The 19,917-nt window shown below is 48.1% G+C and carries 19 protein-coding genes and 1 other annotated feature; of the genes, 16 read left to right on the forward strand and 3 right to left on the reverse strand.

The features are described 5' to 3' along the window. The first annotated feature begins 13 nt into the window (after positions 1 to 13). From grpE to FYJ34_RS10745, 11 genes are all read left to right on the forward strand, one after another. Positions 14 to 661, forward strand: coding sequence for a nucleotide exchange factor GrpE (gene grpE, locus FYJ34_RS10695; RefSeq protein WP_416389717.1), 648 nt, complete (start codon positions 14 to 16; stop codon positions 659 to 661). Positions 662 to 674: 13 nt separating this feature from the next. Continuing rightward, positions 675 to 2,549, forward strand: a complete 1,875-nt coding sequence (gene dnaK, locus FYJ34_RS10700) for a molecular chaperone DnaK (RefSeq protein ID WP_154478488.1) — start codon at positions 675 to 677, stop codon at positions 2,547 to 2,549. Between the two features lie 91 nt (positions 2,550 to 2,640). Beyond that, positions 2,641 to 3,828, forward strand: a complete 1,188-nt coding sequence (gene dnaJ / locus FYJ34_RS10705) for a molecular chaperone DnaJ (protein WP_154478490.1) — start codon at positions 2,641 to 2,643, stop codon at positions 3,826 to 3,828. 109 nt (positions 3,829 to 3,937) lie between these two features. Beyond that, the gene (locus FYJ34_RS10710) at positions 3,938 to 4,891 is read left to right on the forward strand and encodes an ornithine cyclodeaminase family protein (protein WP_154478492.1); all 954 of its coding nucleotides are present in this window, start codon (positions 3,938 to 3,940) and stop codon (positions 4,889 to 4,891) included. Further along, entirely contained in the window at positions 4,888 to 5,262 is a 375-nt protein-coding gene (locus FYJ34_RS10715; RefSeq protein ID WP_154478494.1) for a RidA family protein, read from the forward strand. Before FYJ34_RS10710 ends, FYJ34_RS10715 begins: the two co-directional genes overlap by 4 nt. Before the next feature lie 662 nt (positions 5,263 to 5,924). After that, positions 5,925 to 7,310, forward strand: coding sequence for an alanine/glycine:cation symporter family protein (locus FYJ34_RS10720; protein WP_154478496.1), 1,386 nt, complete (start codon positions 5,925 to 5,927; stop codon positions 7,308 to 7,310). A 91-nt stretch (positions 7,311 to 7,401) separates the two neighbouring features. Continuing rightward, positions 7,402 to 7,640 (forward strand) — a binding site (T-box leader). A 140-nt stretch (positions 7,641 to 7,780) separates the two neighbouring features. Continuing rightward, on the forward strand, positions 7,781 to 8,791 hold the full coding sequence (locus FYJ34_RS10725; protein ID WP_154478897.1) for an ABC transporter substrate-binding protein: 1,011 nt from the start codon (positions 7,781 to 7,783) through the stop codon (positions 8,789 to 8,791). Positions 8,792 to 8,833: 42 nt separating this feature from the next. Continuing rightward, positions 8,834 to 9,715, forward strand: coding sequence for an ABC transporter permease (locus FYJ34_RS10730; protein ID WP_154478498.1), 882 nt, complete (start codon positions 8,834 to 8,836; stop codon positions 9,713 to 9,715). Then, positions 9,708 to 10,481 carry an ABC transporter ATP-binding protein gene (locus tag FYJ34_RS10735; protein WP_154478500.1) on the forward strand — a complete coding sequence of 258 codons (774 nt, stop codon included), beginning with the start codon at positions 9,708 to 9,710 and terminating at the stop codon, positions 10,479 to 10,481. The genes FYJ34_RS10730 and FYJ34_RS10735 overlap by 8 nt, the downstream gene beginning before the upstream one ends. 101 nt (positions 10,482 to 10,582) lie before the next feature. Further along, on the forward strand, positions 10,583 to 11,119 hold the full coding sequence (locus tag FYJ34_RS10740) for a dCTP deaminase/dUTPase family protein (RefSeq protein WP_154478898.1): 537 nt from the start codon (positions 10,583 to 10,585) through the stop codon (positions 11,117 to 11,119). 56 nt (positions 11,120 to 11,175) lie between these two features. Next, positions 11,176 to 12,045 carry a DegV family protein gene (locus FYJ34_RS10745; RefSeq protein WP_154478502.1) on the forward strand — a complete coding sequence of 290 codons (870 nt, stop codon included), beginning with the start codon at positions 11,176 to 11,178 and terminating at the stop codon, positions 12,043 to 12,045. A gap of 491 nt (positions 12,046 to 12,536) precedes the next feature. Here the strand turns inward: FYJ34_RS10745 and FYJ34_RS10750 are convergent, their stop codons facing one another. Continuing rightward, positions 12,537 to 13,892 carry a sodium-dependent transporter gene (locus FYJ34_RS10750; RefSeq protein WP_154478504.1) on the reverse strand — a complete coding sequence of 452 codons (1,356 nt, stop codon included), beginning with the start codon at positions 13,890 to 13,892 and terminating at the stop codon, positions 12,537 to 12,539. A gap of 418 nt (positions 13,893 to 14,310) precedes the next feature. On the opposite strand from FYJ34_RS10750, the gene infC reads away from it, so the two are divergent. Genes infC through rplT form a run of 3 tightly spaced genes read left to right on the forward strand, consistent with a single transcriptional unit; the run spans position 14,311 to position 15,422 of the window. Beyond that, complete coding sequence (gene infC / locus FYJ34_RS10755) at positions 14,311 to 14,805, forward strand: translation initiation factor IF-3 (protein WP_154478506.1); 495 nt, start codon at positions 14,311 to 14,313, stop codon at positions 14,803 to 14,805. 32 nt (positions 14,806 to 14,837) lie between these two features. Then, positions 14,838 to 15,035, forward strand: coding sequence for a 50S ribosomal protein L35 (gene rpmI / locus FYJ34_RS10760; RefSeq protein ID WP_154478508.1), 198 nt, complete (start codon positions 14,838 to 14,840; stop codon positions 15,033 to 15,035). A 30-nt stretch (positions 15,036 to 15,065) separates the two neighbouring features. Further along, on the forward strand, positions 15,066 to 15,422 hold the full coding sequence (gene rplT / locus FYJ34_RS10765; protein WP_154478510.1) for a 50S ribosomal protein L20: 357 nt from the start codon (positions 15,066 to 15,068) through the stop codon (positions 15,420 to 15,422). Between the two features lie 235 nt (positions 15,423 to 15,657). On the opposite strand, the gene FYJ34_RS10770 is transcribed toward rplT, so the two are convergent. Then, a complete protein-coding gene (locus FYJ34_RS10770; protein ID WP_154478512.1) occupies positions 15,658 to 16,134 on the reverse strand; it encodes an S-ribosylhomocysteine lyase in 477 nt (158 codons plus the stop codon). 306 nt (positions 16,135 to 16,440) lie between these two features. On the opposite strand from FYJ34_RS10770, the gene FYJ34_RS10775 reads away from it, so the two are divergent. Both FYJ34_RS10775 and trpS read left to right on the forward strand, forming a co-directional pair. Beyond that, positions 16,441 to 17,070: a histidine phosphatase family protein gene (locus FYJ34_RS10775; RefSeq protein WP_154478514.1), complete on the forward strand. Its 630-nt coding sequence runs from the start codon at positions 16,441 to 16,443 to the stop codon at positions 17,068 to 17,070. Between the two features lie 15 nt (positions 17,071 to 17,085). Next, positions 17,086 to 18,090: a tryptophan--tRNA ligase gene (gene trpS, locus FYJ34_RS10780; protein WP_154478516.1), complete on the forward strand. Its 1,005-nt coding sequence runs from the start codon at positions 17,086 to 17,088 to the stop codon at positions 18,088 to 18,090. A gap of 77 nt (positions 18,091 to 18,167) precedes the next feature. On the opposite strand, the gene FYJ34_RS10785 is transcribed toward trpS, so the two are convergent. Next, positions 18,168 to 19,799 (reverse strand): ABC-F family ATP-binding cassette domain-containing protein, encoded by a 1,632-nt coding sequence (locus FYJ34_RS10785; RefSeq protein WP_154478518.1) that lies wholly within the window; start codon positions 19,797 to 19,799, stop codon positions 18,168 to 18,170. Between the last annotated feature and the right edge of the window lie 118 nt (positions 19,800 to 19,917).

A 19,917-nucleotide genomic window follows, 5' to 3' on the forward strand; every position in this document is an offset into this window, starting at 1 on the left:
GTGGAAAATGGCTGTGAAAGACAGGCAGGACAAAAGCCAGGAAGAAATTGTAAAAGAGGCAGTAAAAGAAGCAAAGGAAGCAGCGGGCAAAGCATCCTGTGAAGACGCGGAAAAAGAGAGGCAGGCAGACTGCCAGGAGCCTGAAGGCGCGTCTGAGGAAAAGGGACAAGACGCCGCAGATCCCCGGCAGACTTCCGATGAGGAAGAAAAAAAGGGAAAGAAAGACAAAAAAGATGAAAAGATAGAGGAACTGACTGATCGGGTCACCAGACAGATGGCAGAGTTTGATAATTTCAGAAAACGCACCGAGAAGGAAAAGGCGCAGATGTATGAGATCGGAGCCAGAGACATCGTGGAAAAGATCCTGCCGGTGGTAGACAACTTTGAAAGAGGACTTTCCGCCGTGAAGGAGGAGGAAAAGGATCAGCCTTTCGTACAGGGAATGGAAATGATCTACAAACAGATGATGACGACTCTGTCGGAGGCGGGAGTAGAAGTGATCGCCGCCGTGGGAGAAGCCTTCGACCCCAATCTCCACAACGCAGTCATGCATGTGGAGGATGAAGAGCAGGGTGAAAATGTCGTAGTGGAAGAATTCCAAAAAGGATACAAATATAGAGAAACCGTTATCCGACACAGTATGGTAAAAGTAGCAAATTAAGGAGGAATTAGTTATGGGAAAAATTATTGGAATCGACTTGGGTACAACAAACAGTTGTGTGGCAGTAATGGAAGGCGGACAGCCGGTAGTGATCGCCAACACAGAAGGAGCAAGGACGACCCCGTCTGTAGTAGCCTTTACTAAGACGGGAGAAAGGCTGGTGGGAGAACCGGCAAAACGTCAGGCAGTGACCAATGCAGAACGGACGATCTCTTCCATTAAGAGGGAGATGGGGTCTGACTTCAAAGTGGCCATCGACGACAAGAAGTATTCTCCCCAGGAGATTTCTGCCATGATTCTGCAGAAGTTAAAGGCGGATGCAGAAGGATATCTGGGAGAAAAAGTGACGGAGGCGGTGATCACCGTTCCTGCATATTTTAACGACGCACAGAGACAGGCTACCAAGGATGCAGGAAAGATCGCAGGACTGGATGTAAAGCGTATCATCAACGAGCCTACGGCAGCGGCTCTGGCATACGGACTGGACAATGAAAAAGAACAAAAGATCATGGTGTATGACCTGGGTGGAGGAACCTTCGACGTGTCTGTGATCGAGATTGGCGACGGCGTCATCGAAGTATTGTCCACAGCAGGAGACAACAGACTGGGCGGAGACGACTTTGACCAGAAGCTGACAGACTACATGATCGCAGAGTTTAAAAAGCAGGAGGGAGTAGATCTTTCCAATGACAAGATGGCTCTGCAGCGGCTGAAAGAGGCAGCGGAAAAAGCAAAGAAAGAACTTTCCTCTGCAACGACGACCAACATCAACCTTCCGTTCATCACTGCTACGGCAGAGGGACCGAAGCACTTTGATATGAACCTTACCAGAGCAAAATTTGACGAGCTGACACACGAGCTGGTGCTTCGCACATCCGAGCCGGTAACGAGAGCGCTTTCCGATGCAGGTATCACAGCGGCTGAGCTGGGACAGGTTCTGCTGGTAGGAGGATCCACCCGTATCCCGGCCGTTCAGGCAGAAGTAAAGAGACTGACGGGCAAAGAGCCCAGCAAGTCCCTGAATCCGGATGAATGTGTAGCTCTGGGAGCTTCCGTACAGGGTGGAAAACTGGCAGGAGATGCAGGAGCAGGCGACATCCTTCTTCTGGACGTAACTCCGCTTTCCCTTTCCATTGAGACCATGGGAGGCGTAGCTACCAGACTGATCGAGAGAAATACTACCATCCCCACCAAGAAGAGCCAGATTTTCTCCACGGCGGCAGACAATCAGACGGCAGTGGATATCAACGTGGTTCAGGGTGAGAGACAGTTTGCAAGAGATAACAAGTCTCTGGGACAGTTCCGTCTGGATGGAATCCCGCCGGCACAAAGAGGTGTTCCGCAGATCGAGGTAACCTTTGACATTGATGCCAATGGTATTGTAAACGTTTCTGCAAAGGACCTGGGGACCGGCAAAGAACAGCATATCACTATCACAGCCGGATCCAACATGTCTGATGACGAGATCAATAAGGCAGTGAAAGAAGCGGCTGAGTTTGAGGCGCAGGACAGAAAGAGAAAAGAAGGAATCGACGCCAAGAACGATGCAGATGCTATGGTATTCCAGACGGAGAAGGCTTTAAAAGAGGCAGGAGACAAGCTGGACGCAGCAGACAGAGAGGCAGTAGAAGCAGACTGCAAGGCTCTGAAGGAAACTTTGGAGAAAGCAACGGGAGAAGAACTGTCCGACGCACAGATCGCAGAGATCCAGGCAGGGAAAGAAAAGCTGATGGAGACGGCGCAGAAACTGTTTGCCAAGATGTATGAGCAGGCAGGAGGTGCAGCAGGCGGCCCGGCGCCGGATATGGGAGGTTCCCAGCAGGCAGGACCGGCACCGGAGGGGTTCTCCGGAGACGATGTGGTAGACGGAGATTATAAGGAAGTATAAGAAATGAAAGCAGATGTTCTGTGAGGGTAGAGATAGCTGCCTTCACAGAACTTCCTTGCGTTAAAAAACCTGTGGAAAGAAAGGATATATCATGGCAGAAACAAAGAGAGACTATTATGAAGTATTGGGCGTTGGAAAGGACGCGGATGATGCGACCTTGAAGAAAGCCTACAGACAGGTGGCTAAAAAGTACCATCCGGATATGAACCCGGGAGATGAAGCGGCAGAAAAGAAATTTAAAGAGGCATCAGAAGCCTATGCTGTATTGAGTGATCCGGAAAAACGCCGCCAGTATGATCAGTTCGGCCATGCTGCCTTTGAAGGAGGAGCAGGAGGCGCCGGCGGATTCGGCGGATACGATTTTAGCGGAGCAGATTTCAGTGATATTTTCGGAGATATTTTCGGCGACTTTTTTGGCGGCGGAAGAAGAGGCGGCAGAAGCCAGGGGCCAATGAAAGGAATGAATATCCACAAGACTGTCCGGATCTCTTTTGAGGAAGCCGTGTTTGGCTGCGAGAAAGAACTGGATGTGGTTTTGAAGGAGGAATGTGCCACCTGTCATGGAACCGGAGCGAAGCCGGGAACCAGCCCTCAGACCTGTCCCAAGTGCGGCGGAAAGGGCCAGGTGGTCTACACGCAGCAATCCATCTTCGGAATGGTACAAAACGTCCAGACCTGTCCGGAATGTCACGGAAGTGGAAAGGTGATCCGGGAGAAATGTCCCGACTGCGGCGGAAGCGGCTATATTTCCAAACGAAAGAAGATTTCCGTTTCCATTCCGGCGGGAATCGACAATGGACAGAGCGTGCGGATCCGGGAAAAAGGCGAGCCGGGAACAAACGGCGGACCAAGAGGGGATCTTTTGGTGGAAGTGGCAGTATCCAGGCATCCAGTGTTCCAGAGGCAGGATATGCACATCTTTTCTACTGTGCCGGTATCCTTTGCCCAGGCGGCCCTGGGAAGTGATATCCGCATCAAGACGGTGGACGGAGAAGTGGTGTATAGCGTGAAGCCGGGAACGAAGACGGATACCAAGGTGCGTTTGAAGGGAAAAGGAGTACCTTCTGTCAGAAACGCCCAGGTACGGGGGGATCATTATGTGACGTTGGTGATCCAGACGCCGGAGAAACTGAGTTCGGAAGCGAAAGAGGCTCTGCGCAGATTTGATGAATTGTCAGGCAATACGCTGAAACAGGAGACGGAAAAAGAGCCGGAGGCAAAAGGCGGCAAGAAAAAGAAGGGCTTTATGGATCGGATGAAAGAAACGTTCGAGGGATAAGCTGCGACGGATGAAAGATATAAAAGACACAAAAGACACAAAAGACAGTCGTTTTACAGGAAACTGGATCTGTGAAACGAGAGACAGGCTTTGAGAAAGGGGGAACGGGATGAAGGTACTGGATGCGAAGACCATCGAAAAGTTGGTGGATCTGAATGAAATGATGGACCAGATAGAGGAAGCCTACGCTGTTTTTGGAAAGGGAGAGTTTTATATGCCTCCCCGTCCTGTGATCGAACATGACAACAAGACCATGATGTATATGCCTTGTTATACAGAGGAAGTGATCGGAACCAAGATACTCAGCATTTTTCCGGAAAATGGAAAACTGGGACTTCCGGCCATTGACGGTGTAGTGTTGCTGAATGACGGGAAGACCGGGACTCCTCTTGCGGTGATGGACGGTCAGGCTGTCACTGCCTGGAGGACGGGGGCAGTAGGAGGCGTGGGGATCCGCCATCTCTCCAGAAAAGACTGCCGGACTGTGGGCATTATAGGAGCAGGGGTGCAGGGCTTCCATCTGGCGCTTTATGCCTGTGCGGCAAGGCCGATTGAGACGGTTTATGTCTTTAATCACAGTGACAGGGACCTGACAGAATATCTGAAAAAGCTGGAACAGGCCATTGGGCGGCCGGGAGTAAAGGTGGTACAGTGTGCAACTACGGAAGAGCTGGTGAAAAACAGTGATATTATCTGTACGGCAACGCCGTCAGAAACTCCCGTACTGCCGGAAGAGGAAGGACTTCTGACGGGGAAGTGTATCATTGCCATAGGCTCTTATACCCCCAAAATGCGGGAGCTTTCGGACGTGCTGTTTCGGCTGGCAGACCAGGTGATGATCGAGCTTCCTTACGCCTGTGAGGAAAGCGGGGATCTGAGTGTTCCGCTTGAAAAAGGGATCCTTACGCAGGATCGGATCGTGCTGATGCATGAATATCTGGCAGGCGACAGAAAAGATGTGGCTTACGGGCAGACCACCTGCTTTAAATCGGTGGGAATGGGCCTGTTTGACGTATGTGTTGCAAAAAAACTATTAGAAAAAGCAAAGGAGAACAATCTATGAGAGCAGTAGCGACAGAGAAGGCACCAAAGGCATTGGGACCATATTCCCAGGGATTTGTACACGAACATATTCTGTATTCGGCAGGACAGATCGCTCTGGATCCTGCAACGGGAGAACTTGTGGCAGAGGATATTGCGGGGCAGACAGAGCAGGTATGCAGGAATCTGAAAGCTGTGCTGGAGGCAGCAGGAAGTTCCTTTGACAAGGTATTAAAAACCACCTGCTTTTTGGCAGATATGGGCGACTTTGCCGCGTTTAATGAAGTGTACGGAAAGTACTTTACCTCCAAGCCGGCAAGAAGCTGCGTGGCAGTAAAAACGCTACCGAAAAACGTACTCTGCGAGGTGGAAGTGATCGCTGTCACAGAATAAAGCTACGGATTGCGACACAGGCTTCTGAGTGAAAAAGGAGATCTCAGGAGGATAGAAAAGGTATAAGAAGTGGAATAGGATTAAAAAAGCCGCTGCATTCTGGTGAGTGCGGCGGTTTTTTGCTGCGGATAAAGCTTGTAATCTCAGCAGCAGGAAAAATCCGGACAGTGGTTTTGAAGAAAATAGAAAGTGATTTTAAAAGAAAAATCTTCAAAATAGCGGGGTGAAAGAAGAAAAAAGTCTGTGAGAAGGAGAGGTCATAGAAAAAAGATGGCAAAAAACAGAGATATACAGGGGAATCGGGAAAGAAAAAAAGAGAAGGCTTCTGTGATAATTAAAAAAAGAGACGATTTTCCTGAAAGGGGAGTCGGATCGAAGGGAGATTATGAAAAAAATAACGAAGGATTTCGGATGTAAAAAAGTCAAATGAATAGCAAAATAAAACAGCAAAAAATAGAAATCCGAATAATTTGCGAAAAGAAAAAAATGTACAATTAATAATGCGTTTGCAATGACATAGTGAAGAAAAAATGTACAATATGATGAATTACATGTTAAATGAATAACAATTATTGCCGGAATGTCTATAATTGGGTAGAATATGACTAAGAGTTAGTGCGAAATGCACAAAAAGAGAACGAAAGAAAAGAAGGGGGAAACTTATGTTAAAAGCAATTAGTGGATTTGTCGAGACACTGAATGGATGGGTCTGGGGCTGGGCTATGATTATCCTGCTGTTTGGAACACATGTTTTTATGACGGTCCGGACAGGCTTCATTCAGAGACACACGGTTGGAAAAGGGATCAAGCTTTCTGTATCCAAGGATCCGGATGCGGAAGGAGAGGTTTCACAGTTTGGGGCGTTGACGACGGCTCTGGCAGCTACCATCGGAACGGGTAATATCATCGGTGTAGGTACGGCGATCGCTCTTGGAGGCCCCGGAGCCGTGCTTTGGTGCTGGTTGACCGGTGTGTTTGGTATCGCTACCAAGTATGCAGAGTCTCTGATCGCAGTTATGTACCGTGTAAAGACAGAGGATGGACGTATGCAGGGCGGAGCCATGTATGCACTTTCCAGAGGACTGAATATGAAATGGCTGGGCATGCTGTTTGCCATCTTTGCAGGATTTGCCTCTTTCGGAATCGGATGTGCGACACAGGTAAACGCTATCGCAACGGTATGTAAGGAAACGCTAGGCGTTCCTACCTGGATCGTAGGAATCGTGATCGCGATCCTGACAGCGATCGTTATCTTTGGAGGAATCAAGTCCATCGCAAATGTTTGCGAAAAACTGGTTCCCTTTATGGCAATCTTCTATGTGATCGGATGTATCGTGATCCTGGTTATGAATTATGACTTTATCTTCCCGGCTATCGGCGTGATCTGCAAGCTGGCATTTACGCCGGGCGCAGCAGCAGGCGGACTGGTGGGAGGCGGAATCCAGTATGCCATCCGCTTCGGAGTTGCAAGAGGACTGTTTTCCAATGAATCCGGTCTTGGATCTGCCCCGATCGCAGCGGCGGCAGCTCAGACAAGAAATCCGGTGCGTCAGGCTCTGGTATCTTCTACAGGAACCTTCTGGGATACGGTTGTAGTATGTCTGATGACAGGACTGGTTCTGGTAACGACCATCATGAAGAATCCGGCGATCAATGCAGATCAGGTGGACAATGGGGGTGTACTGACTTCCCTGGCATTCGGACAGATTCCGGTACTTGGTCCCATTATTCTGACGCTGGGTATTATCTCCTTTGCGTATTCCACGATCCTGGGATGGGCTTATTACGGAGAACGCTGTGTAGAATACTTCGCAGGAAGCAAGGGACTGATCCCCTATCGTATCCTGTATATCGCAGTAGCGGCGATCGCTCCTGTAGTAGCTTTGGATCTGGTATGGCTGATCGCAGATACACTGAACGCGTTGATGGCGATCCCCAACCTGGTGGCGATCCTGCTCTTGTCCAATAAGATCGTGGCAGAGACGAAGAAGTATATCAACAACCTGGATGCAAAAGACGACACGCCGGTTCCTGTGATCAAGGACTAGGAAGTGGAAGCGAAGGGTTAAAGCCAGAAAAAGAAAAGAACGAAAAAAACTGTTGACAAAGTTGCTTTCTTGCAGTAAAGTAACCGCATAGACAAAACCGATGAGAAAGAGTAGTAGCTTTTCAGGCGATATTTCAGAGAGTGGCAGATGGTGGGATTGCCATATAGAACTGATCAGTGAATGGACTTTCGAGGGCAGCCTGAAATGAAAAGAGTAGGAGCTGTCGGGAACCGAACCCGTTATCAATCAGGAGTGTATGTCAGTACACAAGAAGAGTGGACAGTCGTCAATTTGAGTGGCACCGCGATAATGTGAATTACCGCCTCAAACTATCAGTTTGGGGCGGATTTTTTTATTGTTTCACAGGAACTGTGTCCCAGAAAGGAAACCATGACGACTCCCCCGGATGAACCAATTCTTTCGATCGGAAACCGCATCAGGAAGGGAGAAAAAAGATGAAGAACAAAGCAATGAAAAACAGAGTAACGGCAGGGATCGCAGTGACGGCGCTGGCAGCAGCCATGCTGACCGGGTGTGGAGGAAAAACGGGAGAAAGTGGCAAGAAGGAAACCTATACCATAGGAATCTCTCAGTTTGCAGAGCACAAATCCCTGGACAACTGCCGGGAGGGATTCTTGATGGGACTGGAAGAAGAAGGGATCAAGGAAGGGGACAATCTGAAGGTGGAATACAAAAATTCGGCGGCAGATATGGGAACGGCCGGACAGATCGCGGACAGTTTTGTATCAGACAAGGTGGACTTGATCTGCACCATAGCGACTCCGAGCGCCCAGACGGCATACAATGCGTCAATGGATTCAGACATTCCGGTGGTCTATACAGCGGTGACAGATCCCGTTGCGGCAGAATTGGCAGACAAGGACAAACAGCCGGTGGGAGAAGTGACAGGGACTTCCGACAAGCTGCCTATTGAGGAACAGTTGGAAATGATCCGAAAGATATTGCCGGATGCGAAAAAAATAGGTATTATGTATACGACCAGTGAAGCGAATTCGGTTTCTGCCATCGCAGAATACAAAGAACTGGCAGGCAAATTTGGATTTGAGATCATAGAAAAGGGTGTGACGGCTGCAGCAGATGTACCGCTGGCAACCGACGACCTTCTGGATCAGGTGGACTGCATCACCAATCTGACAGACAACACGGTAGTATCCTCTCTGGCAACTGTTCTGGAGAAGGCGAATGAGAAGAAGATCCCGGTGTTCGGCAGTGAAGTGGAGCAGGTCAAGCTGGGATGTCTGGCAGCAGAGGGGATCGATTATATCAGCCTTGGAAAGCAGACGGGCAAGATGGCGGCAAAGATCCTGAAGGGAGAAAAGCAGGCGTCGCAGATGAAGTTTGAAACGATCACAAAACCAGGATTTTATGCCAATACAAAAGTGGCGGAGACGCTGGGCATTGAGATTCCACAGGATATACTGGCGGAAGCGGTAGAAAGTTTTGATACAATAGAGAAATAAAGCGTCTGTGGGAAATGGCAGACAGGCGTATGGGAGGCAAACATGGATTTTTTGATCACAATCATGGAGCAGGGACTGATCTATGGGATCCTGGCTCTGGGAGTCTACATTACATATAAAATATTGGATTTTCCGGATCTGACAGTAGACGGCAGTTTTCCTTTGGGAGCTGCCGTTACGGCTGCGATACTTACGCGGGGAGGATCTCCCTGGCTGACTCTTCCGGCTGCTTTTTTTGCCGGGGCCCTTGCCGGAGTTTTGACCGGCCTGATCCATGTAAAAGGAAAAGTGCGGGATCTGCTTTCCGGTATCATTATGATGACTGCTCTGTGGTCGATCAATCTGTATCTGGCAGGAACCTCCAATGTTCCGTTGTTTTCCCAGAAGACGATCTTTAAAAATGATCTGACGGCACGGATGTTCCAGGGAGAGCTGAAGTCTTATGGAACCCTGCTGATCATCCTGGTAATGGCAGTGATCTGTAAGCGGATACTGGACTGGTATCTACAGACAAAGTCCGGGTATCTGCTACGGGCGGTGGGAGATAACGACAAGCTGGTCACTTCGCTTGCAAAAGACCAGGGGAATGTAAAAATACTGGGTCTTTCCATTGCGAATGGGCTGGTGGCGCTGGCGGGCTGTGTTTTTGCCCAGGAAGAAAGGGTGTTTGAGATCTCCATGGGAACGGGAGCCATCGTGATCGGACTGGCCAGTGTGATCATCGGAACCAGTCTGTTTCGCCGACTCACACTGCTTCGGACAACAACGGTAGTCCTGGTGGGATCGATCATTTACAAAGGCTGCGTGGCACTGGCGATCCGTCATTTCAGTCCTTCGGCGATGAAGCTGATCACGGCAGTGTTGTTCCTGATCATTCTGGTATTTAGTATGGAAAGAAAAGCGAAGGGGAAGAAGAATGCTTGAATTAAAACATATCCAAAAACATTATAATGTGGGAACGGTCAATGAGCTGTGCCTCTTCGAGGATTTTTCCCTGACGGTGGAGGAGGGAGAGTTTGTTTCGGTAGTGGGAAGCAACGGATCCGGAAAGACCTCTCTTTTGAATCTCATCTGTGGGAGCATCGAGCTGGAAAAGGGACAGATCTGTATGAATGGAAGAGATATTACCAGAGAAAAGGAATTTAAGCGGAACCGGAAGATCGGAAGAGTATATCAGAATCCATCGGTAGGAACCTGCCCTTCTATGACGATCCTGGAGAATATGGCGCTGGCAGATCACAAAGGAAAGCTATATGGTCTGGGCAGAGGAACAGACAAAAAACGGATCGATTTTTACCGGGAACAGTTAAGGACGCTGAATTTGGGTCTGGAGGACAAGCTGGATGTAAAGGTGGGAGTCCTTTCCGGAGGACAACGACAGGCCATGGCGCTTTTGATGTCTACTATGACGCCGATTGAATTTCTGATCCTGGACGAGCATACGGCAGCGCTGGATCCCAAGACGGCAGAGAGGATCATGGAACTGACAGACCAGGTGGTCCGGGAAAAACATCTTACCACCATTATGGTCACGCACAATCTCAGATATGCAGTGGATTATGGAAACAGACTGCTGATGATGCATCAGGGAAGGGCGATCCTGGATAAGAGAGGAGCAGAAAAAGACGGCACCACGGTGGAAGATATCCTGGGATTGTTCAACGAGATCAGTATTGAATGCGGCAACTGACAGACTTGGGGAAAAGGAAGGGGAAAGCAGAAGGGATAGCCGGCAGAGACCGGGATGAAGCGGGCAAAAAAACGGAGAAGGACAGAGAAAGGCAGGAAGCTATGGCAAAGAGGATCGCACGGTTTTATAAGGTGAGTTTGAAGCAGTTTGCAGAAGGATGCGGGGATCTGGGACTGGAAGAGAAGGAGGTGGAACGGATCTACCGGGAGATCGCGCTTCCCAGAAGGGCAACATCGGGATCGGCAGGGTATGATTTTTTTGCACCGATTCCCGTTACGCTGAAACCGGGACAGACGGCGAAAATCCCTACAGGCATCCGGGTGGAGATGGAAGAGGACTGGGTGCTGAAATGCTACCCCAGAAGCGGTCTGGGATTTCGCTATCGGCTGCAATTGAACAATACGGTAGGGATCATTGACAGCGACTATTTTTATTCAGACAATGAAGGGCATATTTTTGCCAAGATCACTAACGATACCAACGAAGAAAAATGCCTGGAATTAAAGGCGGGAGACGGGTTTATGCAGGGGGTTTTTGTGGAGTACGGCATCACGGTGGATGACCGGGCGGACGGGGTGCGCAATGGGGGATTTGGAAGCACTTCAAAAGAATCAGAGAAAACCTTCACAGAAACTTAAGAAATTTGCATGAACAAGGGGAACATGGTATGATGTGAGTGTAAGGAGGGGATTTTATGAACGCAAGTTATGTGATTACGGTCAACAGTACCGTAGACTTACCCAAAGCGTGGCTGAAGGAGAGAGAGGTTCCTGTAGTGCCGCTGCATTATACCATAGATGGGAAGACATATCCGGATGGGGAAGGATTGTCATCAAAGGAGTTTTTTGATCTGCTGCGGGAAGGGAAACAGGCGGTGACTTCGCAGGTGAACTCGGAAGACGCAAAGGAAGTATTGGAGCCTCTTTTAAAAGAAGGGAAAGACATCCTGCACCTGGCGTTTTCTTCCGGACTCAGCGGAACCTGTCAGAGTATGATGCTGGCTGCCAGCGAACTTCGGGAGGCTTATCCGGAAAGAAAGATCCAGGTGATCGATACGCTTTGCGCCTGCATGGGAGAAGGATTACTGTTGTATTATGCCCTGCAGAAGCAGGAGGAAGGGAAAACACTGGAAGAGGTGGCCGAATGGATCACAGAGAACCGGCTGCATATCTGCCATAATGTGGCGGTGGATGATCTGCATCATCTCCAAAGAGGCGGACGGATATCCAAGACGGCGGCTGTGATTGGTACCATGGTACAGATCAAGCCTATCATCCATGTGGATGAAGAGGGGTGCCTGAAGGTTGTGGGGAAAGAAAGGGGAAGAAAGAAAGCCCTGAACAGGATCGCACAGAAAGCCATTGAGCAGACAGAGGGAGGATGGACCAACGAGATGGTTATGATCACGCACGGAGACTGTCTGGAAGATGCGGAGTATGTGGGGAGACTGATGGAAGAAGCCCTGCATCCCGAAGAGATCCTGATCCACAATATCGGGACTGTTATTGGAAGCCATACGGGACCGGGAGTGGTGGCTGTCTTTACGGTGGGGAATAAAAGATAGGAACAACAAAAGAAAGGATGAGCAGAGAATTTGGCTGTTCGTCCTTTTCCTGTGTCACGGACGAGAAAGGATGAACCTTTTAGAGACAGAGAAACGAATCGATGTCTACTTTAACTTTATAGGCAACTGTCAAGTACAACAGAAAGACAACAAAATAATAATTTTTTTAAAAAAATAAAAACAACTGTACTGCTGTAAAAATCCACGTTGAATTTTACGGCTTTTTACTGTTTTTTTTGTTGCGCAAAATCAAAAAGAAAGGACAGGAAAAATGAAAAATATAGACGAAAAAATTTAATGGAGGACGAAAAAATCACTCTTTTTTTGCATCGTTTCATATCGCTGCCGCAGGATCCTGGCAGAGCATTTTTGTTTCATGGGATTGATTTCCTGTGAAACAGAAAACTGCCCGCCTTTTCAGACGGACAGTTGTAAAAAACTTTTTATCAGAGAGATTCTGCATAGCTGCTCTCATGGGCAGGAATTTCTGCCTACAGGGAGAACAGTCCCAGTCCTGTGGCGATAGAGCTTGCCAGGATCACCACCAGAAGGATAGGAGCGATCCACTTGATCATAACGGTAAACAACTTCTCGGACTTGAATGTTCCGCCGGATACACGAACCTCGTCTGCGACCACATCGGGCTTGATGATAAAGCCGACAAAGATGCAGGTAAACAGTGCCAGGATCGGCATCAGGATGCTGTTGCTGATAAAGTCCATAATGTCCAGGATGCTCATACCATGCCAGGAAACAGAACTCAAAGGTCCAAATCCAAGAGAAGAAAGGCTTCCCAGGATCAAGGAGAGAACCGTTACAAAGACGCAGGCAAACTTCCTGGACCAGTGGAATTTGTCACGGAAGATAGACACGATGGTCTCCATCAGAGAGATGGCAGAGGTCAGTGCCGCGAAAAATACCATGATGAAGAAGATGGTTCCGATAAATCCGCCAAACTTCATGCTGGCAAATACCTTTGGCAAAGTGATGAACATCAGCCCGGGTCCTGCGCCAAGTGCGGATTTGTCACCGCCGGAAAATACAAACACGGCCGGGATGATCATAAGTCCGGCAAGGAATGCGATACCGGTATCAAAAATTTCGATCTGGTGTACAGAACCTTCCAGGTTGTCATCTTTTTTCATATAGGAACCATAAGTGATCATAATACCCATTGCAAGGGACATGGAATAGAACATCTGTCCCATGGCTGCCAGAATGGTTTTGGCAGAAAAGTCGGACATACGGGGCCGCAGGTAGTAGATCAGTCCTTCCTTTGCTCCATCCAGTGTAACAGTGTAGACTGCAATGATGAGGGAAAGAAGGACAAGGATCGGCATCATGATCTTGCTGACCTTTTCAATTCCTTTTTCCACACCCAAAAGAACAATGATGGCGGTAAGTGCAATAAACAGGAAGAACCAAAGCAGCGGGCTTACAGAGTTGGTGATAAATCCTGTGAAGTAGTCGTCTCCCGTTGCAGCCTTCATATTTCCGGAAATAAATACGGAAAAATATTTCAGCACCCATCCTCCTATAACAGAATAGTAGGGGAAGATGATGATGGGGATGACCGCCGCTAAAACACCCAGAAAACCAAACCGCTTATCCAGTGCGGTGAAGGCTCCGATGGCACTCAAGCCTGTCTTGCGCCCAAGAGCGATCTCGGCTGTCATCAAGGTGAACCCAAAGGTGACTGCCAGAACCACATAGGTTAAGAGAAATGTCCCTCCGCCGTATTTTGCCGCAAGATACGGGAACCGCCAGATGTTTCCCAGTCCCACAGCAGATCCGGAAGCGGCCAGGACGAAACCGATCTTACTTGAAAAATTACTTCGTTTTTGCATAAAAAACCCTCCTCACAATTTTCATAATAACTTAAATCCTCTATTTCATACGCATAAAACGTTTGCTCTTTTAAATAATGGAATAATTATTAAAAAAGTATAAAAATAGATTATGCTCTATTATGCCATGAAACCAGATGGTTTTCAAGCAATAAATACAAGAATTTTTATTCTACAAACATCCTACAAACAGGAGATTGTCCGAAAAAAATAAAGATTGACAGAAAGGACTGGTTGTGGTAGTCTATTGGAGGTAAAGAAAGCAGAGTATCCACTCTCACCGTAGCACAAAGGTGACTCCGGTTTATATCGTATTAGAGTCCGTTAATGGAGTTCTATGTAGATACGAAGGTGGATAGTCTCAGACTGTTCACTTATTTTTATGGAATAATGGAGGTGTACAACAATTAGCGATTTAATGATTAACGGGCAGATTAGGGACAAGGAAGTAAGACTGATCGGCGAAGACGGAGAACAGTTAGGTATCATGTCCTCCAAAGAGGCGATGAAGCTGGCTCAGGAAGCAGAGCTGGACTTGGTAAAGATCGCACCGAAAGCGCAGCCACCTGTTTGCAAGATCATCGACTACGGAAAGTACAGATACGAGCTTGCAAGAAAAGAAAAAGAAGCAAAAAAGAAACAAAAGACGGTGGAGATCAAAGAAATCAGGATGTCTCCCAATATTGACACCAACGACTTAAATACTAAGGTGAACAATGCCAGAAAGTTTCTGACGAAAGGCAACAAGGTGAAGATCACTCTTCGTTTCAGAGGCAGGGAAATGGCGCATGTACAGCAGAGCAGACATATTCTTGATGATTTTGCAAAACTGCTGGAGGATGTGGCGACTGTGGAAAAGGAAGCCAAACTGGAAGGAAGAAACATGAGTATGATTTTAACTGAAAGACGTTAAAAATATATTTTCAATTTAAGGAGGAATTTATCATGCCAAAGATTAAGACAAATAGAGCGGCAGCAAAGCGCTTTAAAAAGACAGGAACCGGGAAGCTGAAAAGAAACAAAGCTTATAAGAGCCATATCTTAACCAAAAAGTCTACGAAGAGAAAGAGAAATCTCAGAAAGGCTACGATCACAGATGCAACCAACGTTAAGAATATGAAGAAAGTATTACCGTATCTGTAAGAAAGAAAAGATTTGAAGGAGGAATAAGACATGGCAAGAATTAAAGGCGGCTTGAACGCTAAGAAAAAACATAACAGAACTTTAAAGCTGGCAAAGGGTTACAGAGGTGCCAGATCCAAACAGTATAGAGTAGCAAAACAGTCTGTAATGAGAGCGCTGGCAACGGCCTATGCAGGAAGGAAAGAAAGAAAGAGACAGATGCGTCAGCTGTGGATCGCACGTATCAATGCAGCAGCAAGAATGAACGGACTGTCCTACAGCAAATTCATGCATGGTCTGAAGCTTGCGAACATCGACATGAACAGAAAGATGCTGGCAGAGATGGCAGTCAATGATGCAGAAGGATTTGCAGCATTGGCAGAGGCAGCAAAGGCAAAGCTTGCTTAAGAAGAAAAGAAAAGGGATCGCCGGAGAGGGAAGATCTCAAAGAAAGGGGCAGGTGTGGCTCGTAAGAGTGGCACCTGCCCCTGAAATATGTTAAAAACAGTATGTTCGCATGAGTGAAATCATACTTTCCCCGCCGGACTTCCCCCGCCGGAAAAGGCGGTCGGTCTACCGTCTGAAGGTGTTCGGAAAAACCGGCGCAGCCTGAAACGGAGAAAGAACTGTCAGAATCCGTTGATCAGGGATAGACCAGCTGATCTTCGGACGGGGATTCCAAAACGTCTGCCAGATATTTTTTTGCCAGATAGTTTGCCATAGGAAGGTTCAGATCCAGATAGTTGCCGCAATCCCTCGGGGAGGCTCCGGGAATATCGCCGGAAAATCCTGCAACAAACTGAAATGTTTCCCGAAGAAGGGGAAGGACCTGGGAGGAGGTATATTCTCCGGATAAAAGGAGGTAGAAACCGGTACGACAGCCCATGGGACCGAAATAAATGGTTTTGTCTCCGTAGTCCGGATGATTGCGTAAAAAGGTGGCTGCCAGATGTTCGATGGCGTGCATTTCCGCTGTGTTCATCACCGGTTCTTTGTTGGGGCGGGTGAATCGCAGATCAAACGTAGTGACGGGGTGCCCCTGCACGTGATCGATCCGAGATACGTAGACGCCGGGAAGCAACGATAAATGGTCTATGGTAAAGCTTGTGATTTTCTCCATGAAAGATTCCTCCTGTGTTGTTTGAATGAATGACCTCTCTTGGAGACAGTATAACATTTTTGCGCGAAAATGGCATGGATTTTCACGGGAGACCGCAGATTTTGTAAGAGGTCCCGGAACTTTGACCGTTTCAACAGTCGCTGGAAAAAGAGAGGATCCGGGTGGAAGGAATGTGAAAAAAGTGATATAATCCTTTGTGTTTCCATCGATGTTCCCGGTTGGAAGAGGAAAGAAAAGGACAGTCAGACAAAGAGAGAACGGGAAATGAAAAAAGCGGAGAAAAGCTGAGAAGAAAGGAATGGGATCATGGAGATATATTTGGTCAGACATGGAGAAACCGATTGGAATAAAGCAAGACTGATCCAGGGAAGGGCAGATATCCCACTGAATGATTTTGGAAGGAGTCTGGCAAGGAAGACGGGAGAAGGACTCAGGGACGTCGTGTTTGACGTCTGCTATTCCAGTCCTCTGCAAAGAGCCAGGGAGACGGCAGAACTGATCGTGGCCGGCCGGCAGATGGCGATACGGGAAGATGCCAGACTTCTGGAAATGGATTTTGGAGAGTACGAAGGGAAGTGCTGCAAATGGGATGACTGGGAGCTTCCCGCAGAGTTCCGTGATTTTTTTGAAGCGCCGGAGCAGTACAAAGCGCCGGCAGGAGGAGAGGATTTCCTTCAGGTAAAGGAAAGAACGGGGCGGTTTTTAAAGGAACTGACAGAAAAAGAGGAACTGCAGGAATCCAGGATTTTGGTGGTCAGCCATGGCGCTGCCCTGGCAGGGATGCTGAACGTTATGCGGCGAGATCCACTGGCGAAATACTGGGGAAACGGAGTCGCAAAAAATTGTGCGGTAACCATTGTGGAAGCCTCGAAAGAGTGCTATTCTATTTTGGAAGACGGCAGAGTCTATTATGACGATCAGGTAAAGCCGTGGTAGAAGAGGAGAGGAAACATGTTACAAGGAAAAAAAGTGTTATTTAGCGGAATGCAGGCTACCGGAAATCTGACCCTTGGCAATTATCTGGGGGCGCTGAAAAACTGGGTGAGCTTAAGTGATGAATATGAATGCTTCTACAGTGTGGTGGATATGCACTCCATTACCGTCAGACAGGATCCGGCGACGCTGAGAAAGCGGGCCAGAGCTCTTTTGACTCTGTATCTGGCGGCAGGGATCGATCCGGAGAAAAACTGTATCTATTATCAGTCCCATGTGTCCGGTCATGCAGAACTGGCATGGATCCTGAATTGCTTTACTTATATGGGAGAGCTGAACAGGATGACACAGTTTAAGGATAAGTCTGCAAAGCATGCCGATAATATCAATGCCGGACTATTTACCTATCCGGTGCTGATGGCAGCGGATATTCTGCTGTTTCAGGCAGATGTGGTGCCGGTGGGGATCGATCAGATGCAGCATCTGGAGATTACCAGGGATATTGCCCAGAGATTCAACAATATTTACGGGGAGGTCTTCACCGTTCCGGAGGCCTATATCGGAAAAGTGGGAGCCAAGATCATGAGCCTCCAGGAGCCGACGAAAAAAATGTCCAAGTCTGATGAGAATCCCAATGCCAGCATTTATCTGATGGATGATGCGGATACCATCCTGCGCAAATGCAAGCGGGCAGTGACGGATTCAGAAGGAGCGATCCGCTACAGAGAAGAGCAGCCGGGAGTCCGCAATCTGATCGATATTTACAGTGCATGTACCGGAAAAACGCCCGAGGAAACAGTGGGTGAATTTGAAGGAAAAGGGTATGGTGTGTTTAAAGAGGCGGTAGGAGAAGCGGTGGTTTCTGTGCTTCGCCCGCTGCAGGAAGAAGTACGGAGGCTGGAAAAGGACAAGACTTATCTTGATGAGATCATCAAGAACAATGGAGAAAAAGCGGGATATTTTGCCAACAAAACACTGCGTAAGGTGCAAAAGAAGGTAGGTTTCCCGGAAAGGATCCGTTAAGATCCACGGAGATAGAAAGAGAGACAGATCTATGAACACATAGAAATGTCTCTCTCTTTTCTTTTATGAAGATAAGGTTAGTTGTCCTCCTCCTGGAGCGTATAGGTCTGACGTTTTCTTGCCATTTCGTCACTTTCCAGATACTCGTCGTAGGTGGTGATCTTATCGATCAGCTTTCCGCCGGGAACGATCTCCATGATGCGGTTGGCGGTGGTCTGTACGATCTGGTGATCTCTGGAAGAGAACAGAATAACGCCGGGATATTTGATCATGCCGTTGTTCAGGGCAGTGATGGATTCCATATCCAGGTGGTTGGTAGGCTCGTCCAAGATCAGGACATTTGCCCCGGAGATCATCATCTTGGACAGAAGACAGCGAACCTTTTCTCCTCCGGAAAGGACCTTTACCCGTTTGACTCCGTCGTCTCCCGCAAAGAGCATACGTCCTAAAAAGCCTCTGACATAGGTGACATCTTTTTCTTCGGAATACTGCGTCAGCCATTCCACAATGGTAGAATCATTTTCAAACTCGTCTCCCGGATCCAGAGGGAAGTAGGCCTGAGAGGTAGTGATCCCCCATTTATAGGTACCTTCATCCGGTTCCAGCTCTCCGGTGAGAATCTGGAACAGAGTAGTCTTTGCCAGCTCGTTGCCTCCTACAAAGGCCACCTTGTCGTCACGGTTCAGGGTAAAGGTCAATTGATCCAGTACCTTTTCCCCATCGATGGTCTTGCTCAATCCTTCCACCGAAAGGACTTCATTTCCGATCTCCCTGTTAGGACGGAAGTCGATGTAGGGGTATTTTCGGCTGGATGGCTGGATATCGTCCAGTTGGATCTTTTCCAGAGCGCGTTTTCTGGAAGTGGCCTGCTTGGATTTGGAAGCATTGGCGCTGAACCGGGAAATGAAATCCTGTAATTCCTTGATCTTTTCTTCCTTTTTCTTGTTGGCTTCCTTCATCTGGCGAATGAGCAGCTGACTGGATTCATACCAGAAGTCATAGTTTCCGGCATACAGCTTGATCTTTCCATAGTCGATATCGGCGATCTGGGTGCAGACTTTATTTAAAAAGTAACGGTCGTGGGACACCACGATTACAGTGTTTTCAAAATTGATCAAAAACTCTTCCAGCCACGCAATGGCGTCCAGATCCAGGTGGTTGGTAGGCTCGTCCAGAAGCAGGATATCCGGGGAACCAAAAAGCGCTTGGGCAAGAAGAACCTTAACCTTTTCCGGTCCGGCAAGAGTCTGCATAAGGCTATAGTGCAGGTCGGTGGAAATTCCCAGTCCATTGAGCAGGGTAGCAGCGTCCGATTCTGCCTCCCAGCCGTTCATAGCGGCAAATTCTGCCTCCAGTTCACTGGCTTTGATTCCATCCTCGTCCGTAAAGTCCTCTTTGGCATAGATCACTTCCTTTTCCTTCATGATCTCATAGAGGCGAGGATTTCCCAGCATAACCGTATCCAGTACCGTATAGGCATCGTACTTAAAGTGATCCTGCTGCAGGAAGGACAGACGCTGTCCGGGGGTCAGGATCACCTCTCCTTTAGAGGGTTCCAGCTGTCCGGAAAGAATCTTCAAAAAAGTAGATTTTCCAGCTCCGTTGGCTCCGATCAGACCGTAGCAGTTTCCTTCGGTAAATTTAATGTTGACATCTTCAAAGAGGGCTTTTTTGCCCACTCGCAGCGTAATATTACTTGTGCTTATCATAGAGATGAAAGGCTCCTTTATTATAGATTTGGCAGTTCTTGCCACTAGCTTATCTTAACAAAAGCCTATGAAAATAGCAAGGAGAAAGAAATTCCCATAATAAGGAAGGAAAATCCCG

This window comes from Suipraeoptans intestinalis (assembly GCF_009696485.1).
Lineage (GTDB): Bacteria > Bacillota > Clostridia > Lachnospirales > Lachnospiraceae > Suipraeoptans > Suipraeoptans intestinalis.